The organism is Microvirga sp. 2YAF29, from assembly GCF_052114605.1.
Taxonomy (GTDB): Bacteria; Pseudomonadota; Alphaproteobacteria; order Rhizobiales; family Beijerinckiaceae; genus Microvirga.
Genome location: NZ_JBFRFB010000005.1, coordinates 79,451 through 95,935, shown reverse-complemented (window position 1 = coordinate 95,935; position 16,485 = coordinate 79,451). Strand labels below are relative to the sequence as shown.

Below are 16,485 nucleotides of genomic sequence, written 5' to 3'. Positions count from 1 at the left end.
GAATGGAAACCGAAGAGCCCGCGGGACGCGCGGGCTCGTGTGAGGCGGCTTATAGACGCGATCCTCGGGAACGTCAACGACAGTCAGCCTTTGCGCGTCAAAAAAGCACCGGGAGGGTGCTCTGAACCGCTCCCTGGATAGCTTGGCGCAAGGGATTCGCGGGGTCCAGAAGGAGCCGGAGAGCCATCGCGGCCGAGACCAGGACGAGGAGCGGGCGGATCAGCCGGACCCCCAGCCGCATGGCGAGCCGCGAGCCCACCTGCGCCCCAAGGAACGAGGCGCCCGCCATGACGAGGCCCAGGGGCCAGACCACGGCCCCGGCTATGCTATAGAGCAAGAGGCTGCCAAGGTTGCTCGCCAAATTGAGAAGCTTGGTATGGGCGGTGGCCCGCAGCACCCCGTAACCGAGCAGGGTCACGAAGGCGAGCATATAGAAGGAGCCGGCGCCCGGCCCGAAAATGCCGTCATAGAAGCCCACGACGACGGGCGCGGTGAGCCCGAAGGCCAAGGTTGTCATGCGAGCATGGGCATCCTCGTCCTTGAGCTTGCGTGATAGGGCGAAATAGACGGCAATGGCGATCAGCAGCACCGGGATCAGGGTCTGGAGGACGATATCCGGTAGGAAGCGCACGCAGAGCGCGCCCCCGATTCCGCTGGCGAAGGCAATGGCCGCAAAGCCCCAGGCCTTGCGCCATTCGATCAGTTCCCGGCGCCCGAAGGTATAGGTGGCGGAAGCCGCCGCGAAAGCGCCCTGCACCTTGTTGGTGGCAATTGCCTCCGCAGGCCCGAGACCCGCGAGGATGAGGGCCGGTACCGTCAGCAAGCCCCCGCCTCCGGCGATGGAATCCACGAAGCCTGCGAAAAAAGAGATCGCGGCCAAAGCCGCGATCATGTCGAAACCGATATCGGGCAATTTACTGGTCTTTGAACTCGGCCGCGCGCTTTCCCACGAAGGCGGCCATGCCTTCCTTCTGGTCGGCGGTGGCGAACATGGCGTGGAACAGGCGCCGCTCGAAGCGGATGCCCTCGGAGAGGGACACCTCGTCGGCGCGGTTGATGGTTTCCTTGGTCATCATGGTGATGGGAAGTGACATGGAGGCGATGGTCTCCGCCGCCTTCATGGCTTCAATCATGAGGTCGGCCAGCGGCACCACACGGGCCACGAGGCCGGAGCGCTCGGCCTCCTCGGCACCCATCATGCGGCCCGTCAGGCACATCTCCATGGCCTTGGCCTTGCCGATGAGGCGGGTCAGGCGCTGGGTGCCGCCCATGCCAGGCATGACGCCGAGCTTGATCTCGGGCTGGCCGAACTTGGCGTTGTCGGCGGCGATGATGAAATCGCACATCATGGCGAACTCGCATCCGCCGCCCAGCGCGAAGCCCGCGACAGCCGCGATCATCGGCTTGCGGCGTCCCGCCACCCTCTCCCAGCCGGAAAACTGATTGTCGAGATAGATCTGCGGATAGGCGAGCGAGGCCATTTCCTTAATGTCGGCCCCGGCGGCGAAGGCCTTCTCCGAACCGGTGATCACGATGCAGCCGATGGCGGCATCCGCCTCGAAAGCGTCGAGCGCCTGGTTCACCTCGTTCAAGAGCGCCGAGTTAAGGGCGTTCAGCGCCTGGGGGCGGTTCAGGGTGATCAGACCCACCTTGCCGCGCGTCTCAACGAGAATCGTCTCAAATGCCATGCCGGGATCTCCTCGATTGCCGTCCACCGGTAGGCGAGGGCAGGGGTTCGAGGCAAGGGGAAATCGGCTCGATGCGGCTTCGCTTTTCGGCTTAACCCCGCGTCTGCTTCTGACAATGCGGGCAATAGAAGGTGGAGCGGCCTGATTGCACGAGCCTCTGGACCGTGTCGGTGCATTCCGGGGTCACGCAGGCCATGCCCTCCCGGTCGTAAACGCGGAAGGTGTGCTGGAAATAGCCAAGCGTCCCGTCTACCTGGGCATGGTCGCGCAAGGTCGAGCCGCCTGCCTTGACGGCCTCGGTCAGCACATCGCGGATCACCTCCGCGAGCTGCCGGGCCTTTTCCGTCGGCTGGCCTTTCTTATTAACGAGGGAGCCTGCCGGGGCCGCCGGGTGGAGGCCGGTGCGGAACAGGGCCTCGCACACATAGATATTGCCGAGGCCGGCGATCAGCCGCTGATCGAGCAGGGCAGCCTTCAACGGCGTACGCTTGCCCGCGAAGAGAGTGGCGATGGTCTCTGCCGACAGCTCGTTACCCAGGGGCTCGATGCCCATGCCCGCGAAGTGCTTGCAGGTCTCGATCTCGGAGCGGGGCACCAGATCCATGAAGCCGAAACGGCGGGCGTCGTTATAGGTCACGCTCGCCCCGTTCGAGAGCTCAAAGACCACATGGTCATGGGCGCCGAGGCCCCCGTGCTCGTGGTGGAACTCCCCCGGCATCTGCTTGGCGCCGCCTTGGGTGACGAGGAAGCGGCCCGACATGCCTAAATGCATCACCAGCACCTCGCCCGAGGAGAGATCGGCGAGCAGATACTTGGCCCGGCGGCTTAAGGATCTAACCTCCTGGCCTTCAAGGCGCTCCGCAAAGCGCTCGGGAAAGGGAAAGCGCAGATCCGGGCGCCGTTGCAGCACCTTGGAAAAGCGCGCTCCCACCATGGCGGGCTCCAAGCCTCGGCGCACGGTCTCGACTTCGGGCAGTTCAGGCATCAACCATCTCTTCGGTTCTTGATTGCCATTACATAGCCATTCGGGCCCTCTTCCGCTATGGATCGCTACATCCTGTAGCGAGAGGTATAGAGCATGACCGACGAGAACACCCATTTCGGGTTTCAGTCCGTGCCCCTGGGCGAAAAGCAGGGTCGCGTGAACGAGGTCTTCCGCTCCGTGGCGAGCCGCTACGACATCATGAACGACCTCATGTCCGCGGGCCTTCACCGGCTCTGGAAGGGCGATCTCGTCGCGACCCTGCGCCCGCCCAAGGACCGCCCCTTCCGCCACCTGGACGTGGCCGGTGGCACGGGCGATGTGGCCTTCCGCATTCTCGAAGCGGGCGGGGCGCAGACTCAGGTGACTGTGCTCGACATTAATGGCGAGATGCTGAAGGTCGGCGAGGAGCGGGCCGGCCAGCGATACGAGGGCCAGATCGACTTCGTGGAAGCCAACGCGGAAGAGCTGCCCCTCGAGTCGAAGACCTATGATGCCTACACCATCGCCTTCGGTATCCGGAACGTGCCGCGCATCGATGCGGCTTTGCGCGAGGCCTATCGGGTCTTGAAGCCCGGCGGGCGCTTCCTCTGCCTCGAATTCTCGAAGGTGGACGTGCCGGTGCTCGACAAGATCTACGACGCCTATTCCTTCAACGTCATTCCGCGCATGGGCCAGATGGTGACGGGGGATGCCGAGTCTTATCAGTACCTCGTCGAATCGATCCGTAAGTTCCCGCCGCCCGCCGCTTTCGCGCGCATGATCGAGGAAGCGGGCTTCAAGCGCGTCACGTATCGTCCGCTCACCGCCGGCGTGGTGGCCATTCATTCCGGCTGGAAGATCTAAGCGGTGATCGGCAGCGTCGTTCATCTCGCGCGGAACCTGCGCGCCGGCTACATCCTGGCCCGCGAAGGTGCGCTCGGCCTCTTCGATCCCAGCGCCCTGCCGCCATCGGCCCGCCTCGGCTTGCGGCTCGCGCGCATCATCGAGCGCGGCCAGCCTGAGGACGGCGCGGCGCGCCTGTCGAAGGCGCTGACGCGGCTCGGCCCCTCTTACGTGAAGTTCGGCCAGTTCCTCGCCACTCGCCCCGACATCGTCGGCGCGGCGGCGGCGCGCGATCTGGAACGGTTGCAGGACCGGATGCCTCCCTTCCCACGCGCGGAAGCGGTGCGGATGATCGAGATCGCGTTGGGCCGGCCCATCGACGATCTGTTCCTCGAATTCAGCGAGCCCTTGGCTGCCGCCTCCATCGCGCAAGTGCACAAGGCCCGCATCCGTACACCGGAGGGTGAGGAAACGGTTGCCGTCAAAGTGGTGCGCCCCGGCGTGCGCGAAGGCTTTGCCCGCGATCTTCAAGCCATGCGCGCGGCGGCACGCCTGTTCGAGCGCATGGTGCCCGATGCCCGGCGTCTCAAGGCCCTCGAAGTGGTGGAGACGCTGGCCCGGTCCGTCTCCGTCGAGATGGATCTGCGCCTGGAAGCCGCCGCCGTGTCGGAGCTGGCGGAGAACACCAAGGACGATCCCGATTTCCGCGTGCCGAAGCCCGAATGGGATCTGACCGCGCGCGACGTGCTCACGACGACGTGGATCGACGGCATCCGTCTCAACGACATCGAGGCCATCGAGCGCGCAGGTTTCGACCGGGCTGCCTTGGGCCGCACGGTGATCCAATCTTTCCTGCGCCATGCGATCCGCGACGGCTACTTCCACGCGGACATGCATCCCGGCAATCTGTTCATTGATGCGGAAGGCCGCCTTGTCGCGGTCGATTTCGGCATCATGGGCCGTCTCGGCATGAAGGAACGGCGCTTCCTCGCCGAAATTCTTTTAGGGTTTATCCGCCGCGATTACCTGCGCGTGGCGCAGGTGCATTTCGAGGCGGGCTATGTGCCGCCGCATCATTCGGTCGAGGATTTCGCGCAGGCCATCCGCGCCATCGGCGAGCCGATCCATGACCGGCGCGCGGACGAGATCTCCATGGCGAAGCTGCTGACGCTTCTCTTCGAGATCACGTCCCTGTTCGACATGGCGACGCGCACCGAACTCGTGATGCTCCAGAAGACCATGGTCGTGGTGGAAGGCGTGGGCCGCAATCTCGACCCGAAGCTCGATATGTGGACCACCTCGGAGCCGGTGGTGCGCGAATGGATCGAGCGCAATCTCGGGCCGCTGGGACGCGTCGAGCAGGCGGGCCGGGGCCTATGGACGCTCGCGGGCGTCATCGGCGACCTGCCGGAGTTAGCCCTTCGCGCCGAGCGGGTTCTCAACCAGCTCGAAGACGTCACGGCGAAAGGCGTCGCGCTCAACCAGGACAGCGTCGCCGCCATCGGCCGTGCGGAGGCGCGGGGCAACCGTTGGGGCGTAGCGGCCTTGTGGATTATCGCCACCCTTCTTGCGATCCTGGTCGCACAATAAAACGAGGTGTCTCATGTGGATCAGGGTCTGCGGCCCTTATGCGACAGGCGGCGCCAACCCCAGCCAGCGCGCAGCCAACCTGCGCGTTCTGAATGAGGCGGCCCTGGAGTTGTTCAGGCGGGGACATACCCCCGTGATCGGCGCGAACATGTCTCTGCCCATGATCGCAGCGGCGGGATTGGACGACGCCTCTCATGAGATTAGACTACCGCTGTCGCTGGCACTTCTGGACAGATGCGATGCATGTTTGCGGATTGGCGGAGAGTCGCAAGGATCGGATATCGAGGTCGAGGCTTTCAAGGCCTCGGGACGTCCTATCTACTTCTCCTTGAGCGATATTCCCGCCGTGAACGGTGAAAAAACATGACAGCACTCACCGGCAAACGCATTCTCCTCGTCATCGGCGGCGGGATCGCTGCCTACAAGTCCCTCGATCTCATCCGCCGCCTGCGCGAGCGCGGCGCATCGGTGCGTTGCGTCCTCACCAACGGCGCGCAGCAATTCATCACGCCGTTGGCTGCCTCCGCGCTGACGGGACAACGTACGCATATGGATCTTTTCGACCGCGAGGATGAGGCCGATATCGGGCACATCAAGCTGGCGCGCGATGCGGACCTCGTCGTGGTGGCACCGGCCACCGCGAACCTGATGGCGAAGATGGCGGGCGGGCATGCGGACGATCTTGCCTCCACCGTGCTGCTTGCCACCACGCTGCCGATCCTGATCGCGCCCGCCATGAATGTGCGCATGTGGCTACACCCGGCAACTCAGCGCAATCTCAGTGTCTTGCAGGGTGACGGTGTCCACGCCATCGGCCCCAATGACGGCGCGATGGCGGAAGCCGAGTTCGGCCCCGGCCGCATGGCGGAGCCGCTGGAGATTGCAGCCGAAGTCGAGCGGCTGCTCGCGCCTTCCGGCCCGCTTGCGGGCAAGCATGTGATCGTCACATCGGGTCCGACCCATGAGCCCATCGATCCCGTGCGTTATATCGCCAACCGTTCTTCCGGCAAGCAGGGCCATGCTATCGCGAAAGCGGCGGCTGATGCGGGTGCGCGGGTCACGCTGATCTCCGGCCCCGTCGAACTGTCCGATCCCAAGGGCGTCACCACCGTGCATGTGGAAAGCGCACGGGAGATGCTGGAGGCGGTGCAGAAAGCGCTGCCCGCCGATATCGGCATCTTCGCCGCCGCCGTCGCCGATTGGCGGGTGGCCAATGCGGGCGAGCAGAAGATCAAGAAGAAGGACGGCGCATTGCCAAACCTGTCGCTGACCGAAAACCCCGACATTCTCGCCACGATTTCGCATCTGACGAAGGGCCGCCCCGCGCTCATGGTGGGATTTGCGGCGGAGACCGAGAACGTGATCGAGCACGCCAAGCAGAAGCTCGCGAAGAAGGGCTGCGATCTCATCGTCGCCAACGACGTGTCGCCGCAAACCGGCATCATGGGCGGCGACAGCAACACGGTACATCTCGTCACCGCATCGGGCGTCGAGACCTGGCCTACGGCGTCGAAAACGGAAGTGGCGCAAAAGCTGATCGCGCATCTGAGCGGAGGCGCAAAGCCATGAGCCACGTGCTGCGCGTCCAACGCCTTCCTCACGGCGCCGATCTGCCGCTGCCTCGATATGAAACACCGGGCGCCGCGGGCATGGATCTCATCGCCGCTAATCCCGAGACTGCGCCCGTGGTGCTAGCACCCATGGAGCGCAGGCTCGTTCCCACGGGGCTCGTCATCCAGCTGGAGCAGGGCTTCGAGGCCCAGGTGCGGCCCCGTTCGGGTCTCGCCTTCAAGCATGGCGTGACGGTTCTCAACGCGCCCGGCACAATCGATGCGGATTATCGCGGCGAGGTGCAGGTGCTGCTCGTCAATCTGGGGCAGGAACCCTTCACCATCACGCGTGGCATGCGCATCGCGCAGATGGTCGTGGCGCCGGTGACGATGGTCGAGCTGATGGAGGTCGGCTCGGTCGATGAGACCGCCCGCGCCGCCGGCGGGTTCGGATCGACAGGGTTGGGGCAGGGCCGCTCATGAACTTCCTTTCGCGCCGTTCGTTGCTTGCCATCGCCGCCGTCACGGATATTGCACTCCATGCGCGGCCCTCGCCGGTTTCCGCGAAGGCGCTCGCCACCCGCCACAACCTGCCGCCGCGCTACCTTGAGCCGGTGCTCCAGGCGCTGGTGCGCCAGGGCATCCTGAAGGGCGTACGCGGCCCGCGCGGCGGCTATGAGCTCGCCCGCGAACGCCGTCGCATCACGGCGGGCGATATCGTGCGCATCGCCATGTCGGCGCAGGAGGATGACGGCACCTCTCCGCTGCCGGAATCGCGTCTCGCCGAGGCCGTGGTCGCACCCCTCGTGACTCGTGGCACCGAGGCTTTCCTGATCGAGCTCGATAAGGTGACGGTCGAGGATCTCTGCAACCGTGCGCAGGCTGAAGCCGTTGTGGAGTCTGCCATTCCGACTGATTTTACAATATAATTTTGTGAATTAAGTCAATTATCGACAGCGAATGCGATAAGGACTAATATCCTCCTATGCTCAAGGAGGCTTTTTATGGCTGATACCGTCAAAACACAGGGCGACACCAAGCCCGGCCGTGGCCGCATCTACGGTTCGATCACCGACACCATCGGCAACACCCCGCTCGTGCGCCTCAACCGGCTGCCGAAGGAGCATGGGGTGGATGCGGAAATCCTTCTGAAGCTCGAATTCTTCAACCCGATCTCCAGCGTGAAGGACCGTATCGGCGTCAACATGATCGACGCCATGGAAGCAGCGGGCAAGATCAAGCCGAGCACGACCCTGATCGAGCCGACCTCTGGCAATACGGGCATTGCGCTGGCATTCGTCGCCGCTGCGCGCGGCTACCGCCTGATCCTCGTGATGCCCGAGACCATGTCCATCGAGCGCCGCAAGATGCTGGCCTTCCTCGGGGCCGAACTCGAACTCACTCCTGGCCCTCAGGGAATGAAGGGCGCGATTGCCCGCGCCGAGGAATTGCTGAAGGAGATTCCGGATTCGGTAATCCCGCAGCAGTTCAAGAACCCCGCCAATCCCGACATCCACCGCAAGACCACGGCGGAAGAGATCTGGAACGACACCAACGGCCAGTTCGATGCGTTTGTCGCGGGCGTCGGCACCGGCGGCACCATCACCGGCGTTGCCCAGGTCATCAAGCCGCGCCTGCCGAACATGAAGGTCTTTGCGGTCGAGCCCGAGGATTCTCCGGTTCTCTCCGGCGGTCAGCCCGGCAAGCACAAAATTCAAGGTATCGGTGCGGGCTTCGTGCCGGATGTGCTCGATCGTTCCCTGATCGATGGCGTCATTACCATCGGCAACCAGACAGCGTTCGATACCTCGCGCAGGCTTGCGCGCCTTGAAGGCATTCCCGGTGGCATCTCCACGGGCGCCAATGTGGCGGCTGCGCTCGAACTCGCGTCGCGCCCCGAATTCAAGGGCAAGCGCATCGTCACCGTCGCCCCGTCCTTTGCCGAGCGCTATCTCTCGACCGATTTATTCGAAGGCCTCTGAGACAATCCTTCATCGATCCTGAGGGCGGCTTTCGAGCCGCCTTTTTCATTTGCACGACGGGCAAGCGTAGCCAGAACTTCCCCCCAGTGCCCGGGTTCTCCTTAGCAACCACATCCGTTTGTGTTGCAAGGAGTTCATCATGGCGGAGCGCGAAGCCCCACATTCATTGAAAGACCAATCCGCGGACCAGATCCGCAACAAGCAGCGCGACGGCGGAAGCGATCGAGCGCGCGACTGCCGTGAACGGCAAGGATAAGGATTGAGAGGAGATCGACATGGGCAATGCTGGCTACGGCAACCACACCGAAGACACGAAGCAATCCGTCGACAACAAACGCCTGGATTCCGGCAAGCCGGCAGATGCCAAGCCGTCGTACTCCGGCATGCCTCCCGCTGGCCCGCATGCGGACCCAAAGCTGACGAACCCCGATTCTACGCCCGGCGCCGGCACGCTTCCCGATGACAAGCAAGGAGGCGACGCGGATTCATCGAGCGGCTGAACCGGCACGTATTTTGACACGAAGGACATGCCGATGAAGTCTTCCGACAAGAAAGCCAATCAAGCGACCGACAAGGATATCGACGCACCGCGCCTGACACCGCAGGGCCGTAAGAACCCCAAAGCCTCCGGTGAAGATTCCACCAATCCGATGGGAGAAGGTGCGAAGAAGCGACAGAGCAGCAAGGCTGAAGGTTGACACAAGCCGTCATCCCGGACGAAGCGCAGCGCAGATCCAGGATCGCAAGCAGAATGAGGCATACCCTATTGTCATTCCGGGGCGCCGCAGGCGAGCCCGGAACCCATAATCACCGAAGCAGCAGAATGAAGTGAGTGGATACCGCTGCGCTCTTCCTTGCAATGTCGTGCTTATGGGTTTCCACGCCTGCGGCGCGGCCCTTTGGGTCGGGCTCCGCTATGCGGCCCCGGAATGACAGTGCGTTATTCTGAAAGCGATCCCGGATCGCTTCTGGCGTCTGGGATGACATGGATGGGATATGAAAAAAGGCCCCCCTTTCGAGGCGGCCTTTTCGATGTCTATGATTTCGAAGGCTTAAGCGCTCAGCGCTTCCTTCTGCTTATCGGCGCGCTTGCGCTCGTTCGGGTCGAGGATCGCCTTGCGGATGCGGATGGACTTCGGCGTCACTTCCACGAGCTCGTCGTCCTCGATCCAGGCGAGCGAGCGCTCCAGCGTCATGCGGATCGGCGGCGTGAGGCGCACCGCTTCGTCCTTCGAGGTCGTGCGGATGTTGGTGAGCTTCTTGCCCTTCAGCACGTTCACTTCCAGGTCGTTCTCGCGGTTGTGCTCGCCGATGATCATGCCCTGATAGACCTTCCAGCCTGGCTCGATCATCATCGGGCCGCGATCTTCCAGGTTCCACAGCGCATAGGCCACGGCCTCGCCCGCGTCGTTGGAGATCAGCACGCCGTTGCGGCGGCCGGCGATCTCGCCCTTATAGGGCTGGTAGGCGTGGAACAGGCGGTTCATGATCGCGGTGCCGCGCGTATCGGTCAGCAGTTCGCTCTGATAGCCGATGAGGCCACGGGTCGGAGCGTAGAACACGAGACGCTGGCGGTTGCCGCCCGAAGGCTTCATCTCGACCATGTCGGCGCGGCGCTCGGACATCTTCTGCACGACGACGCCGGAATGCTCCTCGTCCACGTCGATCACCACTTCCTCGATGGGCTCGAGGAGGTTGCCGGCCTCGTCCTTCTCGAAGACGACGCGGGGACGCGACACGGCGAGCTCGAAGCCCTCGCGGCGCATGGTCTCGATGAGGATCGCGAGCTGCAATTCGCCGCGGCCGGAGACGAAGAACGAATCCTTGTCGGAGGCTTCCTCGATCTTCAGCGTCACGTTGCCTTCCGCTTCCTTGAACAGGCGGTCGCGGATCATGCGGCTCGTCACCTTGTCGCCCTCGGTGCCCGCGAGGGGCGAGTCGTTGACGATGAAGGACATGGTCACGGTCGGCGGATCGATGGGCTGGGCCTGGATCGGGATGTCGTTCTCGGGAGCCGAGAAGGTGTCGGCCACCGAGCCCTTCACGAGGCCCGCGATGGAGACGATGTCGCCTGCCTCGCCCACTTCGATGGGCTGACGCTCAAGGCCGCGGAAGGCCAGGATCTTGGACACGCGGCCGGTCTCGACCACCTTGCCCTCGCGGTCGAGCACCTTGATCGACTGGTTCGGGCGCACCGTGCCGGACGAGATGCGGCCCGTGACGATGCGGCCCAGGAACGGGTTTGCCTCGAGCAGGGTGCCGAGCATGCGGAACGGGCCTTCCTCGACCTTGGCCGGGGGCACGTGCTCCAGCACGAGATCGAACAGAGGGCCGAGGCCCTGGTCCTGCGGGCCTTCCGGGGACTTGGCCATCCAGCCGTTACGGCCCGAACCGTAGAGGATCGGGAAGTCGAGCTGCTCGTCGGTGGCGTCGAGCGCTGCGAAGAGGTCGAACACCTCGTTGATGACTTCCACATGACGGCCATCGGGGCGGTCGATCTTGTTGATGGCCACGATGGGGCGGAGGCCGATCTTGAGGGCCTTCGAGACCACGAACTTGGTCTGCGGCATCGGGCCTTCAGCGGCGTCCACGAGGACGATCGCGCCGTCCACCATGCTCAGGATACGCTCCACCTCGCCGCCGAAATCGGCGTGGCCGGGGGTATCAACGATGTTGATGCGGGTATCCTTCCAGACGACGGAGGTCGCCTTGGCCAGGATGGTGATGCCGCGCTCCTTTTCCAGGTCGTTCGAGTCCATGGCGCGCTCTTCCACGCGCTGGTTCTCGCGGAAGCTGCCGGATTGCTGGAGCAGCTTGTCGACGAGGGTGGTCTTGCCATGGTCGACGTGCGCGATGATGGCGATATTGCGTAGTTTCATTGGGGGTCTTTCAAAGCAAAGTGGCCCGGCACGCGGCAAGCGTAGCCGCGCCCCTGGCTCGTACCGGGCGAAAATCTGATGCGCTGCAATATAATGATAAGTGTGCGGCTGCAATAGGGCAGGCCGATTCTGCCGCTGAAATCAGCGGGTGAGGTGCTCCAGCGGGACCGCCATTTGCAGGATCAGGCCCTCACGGAGCCATTGATACTCTATGCTCCCGTGAAACTGGCTTTTGATGCTGCGCTCCACAAGCCTGCTGCCGAAGCCACGCTGCCTGGGGGGCTCGGCAATGGACGGGCCGCCCGTTTCCTCCCATCGAAGCTCCAGGGTGCCGCTACGGACGCTCCAGGCGATCCGGACCTGGCCCTCCGCTTCCGAGAGGGCACCGTACTTCGTGGCATTGGTGGCGGATTCGTGGAAAACGAGGGCCAGGCTCGTGACGGCACTTTCCCCGACCGGAACGGCAGGGCCTTGGAGGGCGATGTTCGAGGCGCCGCCGTCTCTTTCGAGATATGGCTCGAGCACGGCCTGCAGCAGATCGTGCAAAGTCGTGCCCCTGAGCTCCTGCTCGCCACCTATTCGGTCGGGAAGGATCAAGTCGTTGGCGCGGGCCATGGCGCTGATCTGCCCTTCGAGGGTCCGGGCGAGCTCCTGCGGGTCCTTTGCTGAGCGGGCACTCATGGCCACGAGGCTGCCCGTGACGGAGAACAGGTTTTTGACCCGGTGGTTGAGTTCGTGCAGGAGCAGGCTCTGGAACTGCTCCGCCGCCTTGCGGTGCGTGATGTCGATCACCGAACCCACATAGCCGAGAAAGGCTCCGTCCTCGCTGAAGCGGGGCGCTGCGGCATCGATGGACCAGCGATAGGCGCCGTCATGCCGGCGCAGGCGGTATTCCAGCTGGAAAGCCTCGCGCTTGGCATTCGCCTGGAGAAACACGTCTCCCGACCATTCGCGATCCTCCGGATGGACCGCATCGAGCCAGCCGAGGCCCAAGGCTTTCTCAGGGACCTGACCCGTAAACTCGTACCAGGACCGGGACAGATAGGTGCAGGTGCCATCGGGCTCCGTCACCCAGATCATGACAGGCGCATTGTCGGCGAGATTCCGGAAGCGCGTTTCGCTCTCACGGATTGCCTGATCGGCGTGCTTGGCCTGGGTAATGTCGATGACCGCACCCGGAAACCGCAACGGCTTGCCTGCCTCGTCATAAAGGCACTGGCCCTGCGCCTCGACCCAGCGGATCGTGCCGTCCTTGTGCAGGAGGCGATATTGCTGTGTGTATTTCTCGCCGGTCGCGATGGCGTGGCCGATGGCCTCTTTGATCGCGCCAACGTCATCGGGGTGAATGCCGGCAAGGTAATCGGCAAGCGGCGCACCCATTTCTCCCTTGTCCGGATCGACCGAGAACATCGCCGCGAACCGTGCATCCGAGTAGAAGGTGTCCGTCTGGATGTGCCAGTCCCAGGTTCCGATCATGCCGGATGCGTTGAGCGCGAAGGACAGGCGCTCCTGCGCCCGCGCCAGGGCACGCTGCGTCAGAACCTCCTGCGTGGTCTCCGTGCAGGTGCAGAACATGCCGGCGACCTGGCCGCTCTCGTCCCGCACTGGCGTATAGCTGAAGGCGAAATGGGTTTCCTCCGGATAGCCGTTGCGATGCATCACATAGGTGATGTTGTCCATCTGGGTGGATACACCCGCATAGGCCTTGTCGAGAATGGGGCCGACCGTATCCAGAATATCGTACCACACTTCGGCGAAAGGCTTGCCCAAAGCCGCCGGATGACGCTGCCCGCACATTGGAGCATAGCCATTGTTGTAGAGCATGATGCGTTCAGGGCCCCATGCGACGAACATGGGCTGCTGGGAACCGAGCATGACCGCGATCAGGGTGCGCAGCGGCTGCGGCCATGTCTCAGGACATCCCAGGGGTGAGGCCGACCAATCATAGGCGCGCATCCGCTCGCCCATTTCGCCGCCGCCTTCAAGGAAGCTCATCAGCTCTGGTATCGAGGAGACGCTCGGCGACGACTGGAACGGCAATACAGCGACCTCCATCAGGCGCGAGACTTTCGCACCCTCCTTGAACGCTATGGCACCACTTAGCAAGCTTGGCCGAGGAGGTCATGCAAGCCGCCTCAAAAGGCGGGAGGCGCAGGCTCGGTGTTCAACGGTGGGACGAAAAACAAATATAGGGTGCATCTGTTCCCGTTCCACTTGGCCGTTCGCACTGGTAATCATCCAAGCTCGTAGGTCGTGATGCCATATGCCCGGGACAAGGGCAGGTCGGGGCACTGGCCGCGATACATGCGGGCCGTCTCGAAGATCGGCGACAAGCCATGGCGCATGGCAAGGCGGATAGCAGCCTCGTTCGGCTCAGGAATGTCCAGGAAGACCGGGGCGCCCTTCGCCTTCGAGGCAAGCGCGCGAAACAGAAGCTCGGCTTCGCTGTCACTATTGGCGAAGAGCGGCCCGATCTTGAAGCCGCTTCGGCAGGCCCGCACGACACCGTAGCCTCTGACCGAACCATCCTCCACGAAAGCCAAGGCTTCACGCGCGTCGGACTTGAGCCAACATCGCAGAAAGGTTTCTCGCGCGGCTGGGAAGAACGGCCGATCATAGGAGAGCACATCCGCGACAAGGGCGGGGCTCACCGACTGCAACCGCGCATCCTCCGGTGCATCGATCTGCGGCGTGCCGCAGAAGCGCACGTTACGATGCGCCAGCACGAAACCGGAGCGTGCATAATTCGCCTGTTGGGCGACGACACCGTCGAGCCCCACGACGCGATCCTTCAGATGCTCCATCCCAGCCTGCCAAAGCCGATAGCCGAAGCCGCGTCCGCGCCACTCGGGCCGCACGATGTAGAGGCCGAGAAAGCCGAATTTATCGCCATAACGCACGACCGAGATCGCGGCGACAGGTTCATCGCCCGCAAAGCCCATGAGGAAGCCCGCAGGATCGGCGACTTGAAAACACTCAGCATCCTTGAGGCCAGGATTCCATCCCTCAGTGGCCGCCCAATCGACGGCTCTGTCGAGATCCTCACGTGACATGACGCGAATGGTCAGATCGTCCGGCTTAGCCTGGGCCATGATCGACCTCGTCAGCGCAAGGACAGGATCAATTCAGGATAGGACGGATGTCAGGGGAGGCAAGCGTGATGCGGTCAGACCGGTTCAAGCCGGCGATGCGGCTCGGTAGGCAGCGTGACGGAAATCGCATCACCCGCGCGAACTTCGCCGCCTGCGAGAACTATTCCCATCACGCCGGATTTGCGGACGAGTTCACCTTCGCTGTGGCGGTCGAGCACTGCCTTCATGAGGCCTTTCTGGAAGCGGTCGATCTGGACGCAAGGGTTGCGCAGTCCCGTCACTTCCACCACGGCGGATGCACCGATCTGCAGCTTGGCGCCGACAGGAAGAGCGAGCAGGTCGATGCCGCGCGTGGTGATGTTCTCGCCCATCTCACCCGGCGCGACGAAGAATCCCTTTGCGGAAAGCTCGTCGAAAAGCTCCGAATGAATGAGATGAACCTGGCGCAGGTTCGGCTGTGTGGGATCGGCCTTCACGCGGGAGCGGTGCTTCACCGTTTCTCCCGCATGAGCGTCACCTTCGATACCGAGACCGGCAAGAAGCCGGATACTTTCTACATTCGGCTTGGAAAAGGAATGCGTCGGGCTGCGGTTGATGGCGATGACCGACGCATTCATGGTCTTACAGCCCCAGCTTCTTCTTGCGCTGGGCGAGCGTGCGCAGGCGCAGCGCGTTGAGCTTGATGAAGCCCGCAGCATCGCGGTGGTCGTAGGCGACGGCGCCTTCCTCGAAGGTCACGAGGTCCTGGTCGTAGAGCGAGTAGGGGCTCTGGCGGCCGATGATGTGGACGCCGCCCTTGTAGAGCTTCAGCGTCACTTCGCCGGTGACGAATTCCTGGCTCTTGTCGATGAGAACCTGCAGCATTTCGCGCTCCGGCGAGAACCAGAAGCCGTTATAGATGAGCTCTGCATATTTCGGCATCAGCTCATCCTTCAGGTGCGCGGCACCGCGGTCGAGCGTGATCGACTCGATGCCGCGATGGGCGAGGTGAAGGATCGTGCCGCCGGGCGTCTCGTACATGCCGCGGCTCTTCATGCCGACGAAGCGGTTCTCGACGAGATCGAGACGGCCGATGCCGTTGATCTTGCCGAGTTCGTTGAGCTTCGCGAGCAGATCGGCCGGGCCCATCTTCTTGCCGTCGATGGCGACCGGATCGCCTTTGAGGAACTCGATCTTGATCACGGTCGCCTTGTCGGGCGCTGATTCCGGATCATTGGTGCGCGAATAGACGTAATCCGGCACGTCGAGAGCTGGATCTTCCAGCACCTTGCCCTCGGAGGAGGCGTGCAGGAGGTTGGCGTCGACGGAGAACGGAGCCTCGCCGCGCTTGTCCTTGGCGATCGGAATCTGGTTCTTCTCGGCAAACGCGATGAGCTGCTCGCGGGAGCGCAGGTCCCATTCGCGCCAGGGGGCGATGACTGTCACGTCGGGCTTGAGGGCGTAGTAGCCGAGCTCGAAGCGCACCTGGTCGTTGCCCTTGCCGGTGGCGCCGTGGGAGACCGCATCGGCGCCGACCTTTTCCGCGATCTCGATCTGCTTCTTGGCGATCAGCGGACGGGCGATGGAGGTGCCCAGCAGGTACAGGCCCTCGTACTGCGCATTGGCGCGGAACATCGGGAAAACGTAATCGCGCACGAACTCGTCGCGCAGGTCCTCGATGAAGATGTTTTCCGGCTTGATGCCCAGGAGTTCGGCCTTCTTGCGGGCGGGCTCCAGCTCCTCGCCCTGGCCGAGATCGGCGGTAAACGTCACCACCTCGCAGCCATAGGTGGTCTGCAGCCACTTGAGGATGATGGAGGTGTCGAGGCCGCCGGAATAGGCGAGCACGACCTTGTTCACGCGCTTTTCAGCCATAGCAAAGGTTCCATTGATAAGGGTGCCCGCGACTTAGAACATC

17 protein-coding genes are annotated in these 16,485 nt (G+C 63.3%); 9 read left to right on the top strand and 8 right to left on the bottom strand.

Annotation, left to right across the window (positions count from 1 at the left end):
• Positions 1-97 precede the first annotated feature (97 nt).
• From AB4Y85_RS08400 to mutM, 3 genes are all read right to left on the bottom strand, one after another.
• On the bottom strand, positions 98-913 hold the full coding sequence (locus AB4Y85_RS08400) for a TSUP family transporter (protein WP_441984426.1): 816 nt from the start codon (positions 911-913) through the stop codon (positions 98-100).
• Between the two features lies 1 nt (position 914).
• The gene (locus AB4Y85_RS08395) at positions 915-1,688 is read right to left on the bottom strand and encodes an enoyl-CoA hydratase (protein ID WP_441984425.1); all 774 of its coding nucleotides are present in this window, start codon (positions 1,686-1,688) and stop codon (positions 915-917) included.
• A 91-nt stretch (positions 1,689-1,779) separates the two neighbouring features.
• Positions 1,780-2,673, bottom strand: a complete 894-nt coding sequence (gene mutM, locus AB4Y85_RS08390; protein ID WP_441984424.1) for a bifunctional DNA-formamidopyrimidine glycosylase/DNA-(apurinic or apyrimidinic site) lyase — start codon at positions 2,671-2,673, stop codon at positions 1,780-1,782.
• A gap of 93 nt (positions 2,674-2,766) precedes the next feature.
• Between mutM and ubiE the strand changes: the two genes are divergently transcribed.
• From ubiE to AB4Y85_RS08345, 9 genes are all read left to right on the top strand, one after another.
• The gene (ubiE, locus tag AB4Y85_RS08385) at positions 2,767-3,516 is read left to right on the top strand and encodes a bifunctional demethylmenaquinone methyltransferase/2-methoxy-6-polyprenyl-1,4-benzoquinol methylase UbiE (protein WP_441984423.1); all 750 of its coding nucleotides are present in this window, start codon (positions 2,767-2,769) and stop codon (positions 3,514-3,516) included.
• Between the two features lie 3 nt (positions 3,517-3,519).
• Positions 3,520-5,085 carry a 2-polyprenylphenol 6-hydroxylase gene (gene ubiB, locus AB4Y85_RS08380; RefSeq protein WP_441984422.1) on the top strand — a complete coding sequence of 522 codons (1,566 nt, stop codon included), beginning with the start codon at positions 3,520-3,522 and terminating at the stop codon, positions 5,083-5,085.
• Positions 5,086-5,098: 13 nt separating this feature from the next.
• Positions 5,099-5,452, top strand: a complete 354-nt coding sequence (locus tag AB4Y85_RS08375) for a DUF4406 domain-containing protein (protein WP_441984421.1) — start codon at positions 5,099-5,101, stop codon at positions 5,450-5,452.
• Positions 5,449-6,654: a bifunctional phosphopantothenoylcysteine decarboxylase/phosphopantothenate--cysteine ligase CoaBC gene (gene coaBC / locus AB4Y85_RS08370; RefSeq protein WP_441984420.1), complete on the top strand. Its 1,206-nt coding sequence runs from the start codon at positions 5,449-5,451 to the stop codon at positions 6,652-6,654. Before AB4Y85_RS08375 ends, coaBC begins: the two co-directional genes overlap by 4 nt.
• Entirely contained in the window at positions 6,651-7,118 is a 468-nt protein-coding gene (gene dut, locus AB4Y85_RS08365) for a dUTP diphosphatase (protein WP_441984419.1), read from the top strand. The genes coaBC and dut overlap by 4 nt, the downstream gene beginning before the upstream one ends.
• Positions 7,115-7,564 carry an RrF2 family transcriptional regulator gene (locus AB4Y85_RS08360; protein WP_441984418.1) on the top strand — a complete coding sequence of 150 codons (450 nt, stop codon included), beginning with the start codon at positions 7,115-7,117 and terminating at the stop codon, positions 7,562-7,564. Before dut ends, AB4Y85_RS08360 begins: the two co-directional genes overlap by 4 nt.
• A gap of 75 nt (positions 7,565-7,639) precedes the next feature.
• Positions 7,640-8,617: a cysteine synthase A gene (cysK, locus tag AB4Y85_RS08355; protein WP_441984417.1), complete on the top strand. Its 978-nt coding sequence runs from the start codon at positions 7,640-7,642 to the stop codon at positions 8,615-8,617.
• A gap of 275 nt (positions 8,618-8,892) precedes the next feature.
• Entirely contained in the window at positions 8,893-9,117 is a 225-nt protein-coding gene (locus tag AB4Y85_RS08350) for a hypothetical protein (protein WP_441984416.1), read from the top strand.
• 33 nt (positions 9,118-9,150) lie between these two features.
• Positions 9,151-9,315: a hypothetical protein gene (locus tag AB4Y85_RS08345; protein WP_441984415.1), complete on the top strand. Its 165-nt coding sequence runs from the start codon at positions 9,151-9,153 to the stop codon at positions 9,313-9,315.
• Positions 9,316-9,669: 354 nt separating this feature from the next.
• Here the strand turns inward: AB4Y85_RS08345 and typA are convergent, their stop codons facing one another.
• The 5 genes from typA to AB4Y85_RS08320 all read right to left on the bottom strand — a co-directional run bounded on the left by typA (position 9,670) and on the right by AB4Y85_RS08320 (position 16,442).
• Positions 9,670-11,496, bottom strand: coding sequence for a translational GTPase TypA (typA, locus tag AB4Y85_RS08340; RefSeq protein ID WP_441984414.1), 1,827 nt, complete (start codon positions 11,494-11,496; stop codon positions 9,670-9,672).
• Between the two features lie 141 nt (positions 11,497-11,637).
• Positions 11,638-13,491 carry a PAS domain S-box protein gene (locus AB4Y85_RS08335; protein ID WP_441984413.1) on the bottom strand — a complete coding sequence of 618 codons (1,854 nt, stop codon included), beginning with the start codon at positions 13,489-13,491 and terminating at the stop codon, positions 11,638-11,640.
• A gap of 239 nt (positions 13,492-13,730) precedes the next feature.
• Positions 13,731-14,588: a GNAT family N-acetyltransferase gene (locus AB4Y85_RS08330; RefSeq protein ID WP_441984412.1), complete on the bottom strand. Its 858-nt coding sequence runs from the start codon at positions 14,586-14,588 to the stop codon at positions 13,731-13,733.
• A gap of 74 nt (positions 14,589-14,662) precedes the next feature.
• Positions 14,663-15,205, bottom strand: coding sequence for an MOSC domain-containing protein (locus tag AB4Y85_RS08325; protein WP_441984411.1), 543 nt, complete (start codon positions 15,203-15,205; stop codon positions 14,663-14,665).
• Between the two features lie 4 nt (positions 15,206-15,209).
• The gene (locus AB4Y85_RS08320; RefSeq protein ID WP_441984410.1) at positions 15,210-16,442 is read right to left on the bottom strand and encodes an argininosuccinate synthase; all 1,233 of its coding nucleotides are present in this window, start codon (positions 16,440-16,442) and stop codon (positions 15,210-15,212) included.
• Positions 16,443-16,485: the final 43 nt, after the last annotated feature.

What these genes read in the sequence shown, in the direction of transcription:
- AB4Y85_RS08395 (WP_441984425.1), bottom strand. Translation starts at nt 1,688, where the DNA reads ATGGCATTTGAGACGATTCTCGTTGAGACGCGCGGCAAGGTGGGTCTG.
- mutM (WP_441984424.1), bottom strand. Translation starts at nt 2,673, where the DNA reads ATGCCTGAACTGCCCGAAGTCGAGACCGTGCGCCGAGGCTTGGAGCCC.
- ubiE (WP_441984423.1), top strand. Translation starts at nt 2,767, where the DNA reads ATGACCGACGAGAACACCCATTTCGGGTTTCAGTCCGTGCCCCTGGGC.
- AB4Y85_RS08375 (WP_441984421.1), top strand. Translation starts at nt 5,099, where the DNA reads ATGTGGATCAGGGTCTGCGGCCCTTATGCGACAGGCGGCGCCAACCCC.
- coaBC (WP_441984420.1), top strand. Translation starts at nt 5,449, where the DNA reads ATGACAGCACTCACCGGCAAACGCATTCTCCTCGTCATCGGCGGCGGG.
- dut (WP_441984419.1), top strand. Translation starts at nt 6,651, where the DNA reads ATGAGCCACGTGCTGCGCGTCCAACGCCTTCCTCACGGCGCCGATCTG.
- AB4Y85_RS08360 (WP_441984418.1), top strand. Translation starts at nt 7,115, where the DNA reads ATGAACTTCCTTTCGCGCCGTTCGTTGCTTGCCATCGCCGCCGTCACG.
- cysK (WP_441984417.1), top strand. Translation starts at nt 7,640, where the DNA reads ATGGCTGATACCGTCAAAACACAGGGCGACACCAAGCCCGGCCGTGGC.
- AB4Y85_RS08350 (WP_441984416.1), top strand. Translation starts at nt 8,893, where the DNA reads ATGGGCAATGCTGGCTACGGCAACCACACCGAAGACACGAAGCAATCC.
- AB4Y85_RS08345 (WP_441984415.1), top strand. Translation starts at nt 9,151, where the DNA reads ATGAAGTCTTCCGACAAGAAAGCCAATCAAGCGACCGACAAGGATATC.
- typA (WP_441984414.1), bottom strand. Translation starts at nt 11,496, where the DNA reads ATGAAACTACGCAATATCGCCATCATCGCGCACGTCGACCATGGCAAG.
- AB4Y85_RS08335 (WP_441984413.1), bottom strand. Translation starts at nt 13,491, where the DNA reads ATGAGCTTCCTTGAAGGCGGCGGCGAAATGGGCGAGCGGATGCGCGCC.
- AB4Y85_RS08330 (WP_441984412.1), bottom strand. Translation starts at nt 14,588, where the DNA reads ATGGCCCAGGCTAAGCCGGACGATCTGACCATTCGCGTCATGTCACGT.
- AB4Y85_RS08325 (WP_441984411.1), bottom strand. Translation starts at nt 15,205, where the DNA reads ATGAATGCGTCGGTCATCGCCATCAACCGCAGCCCGACGCATTCCTTT.
- AB4Y85_RS08320 (WP_441984410.1), bottom strand. Translation starts at nt 16,442, where the DNA reads ATGGCTGAAAAGCGCGTGAACAAGGTCGTGCTCGCCTATTCCGGCGGC.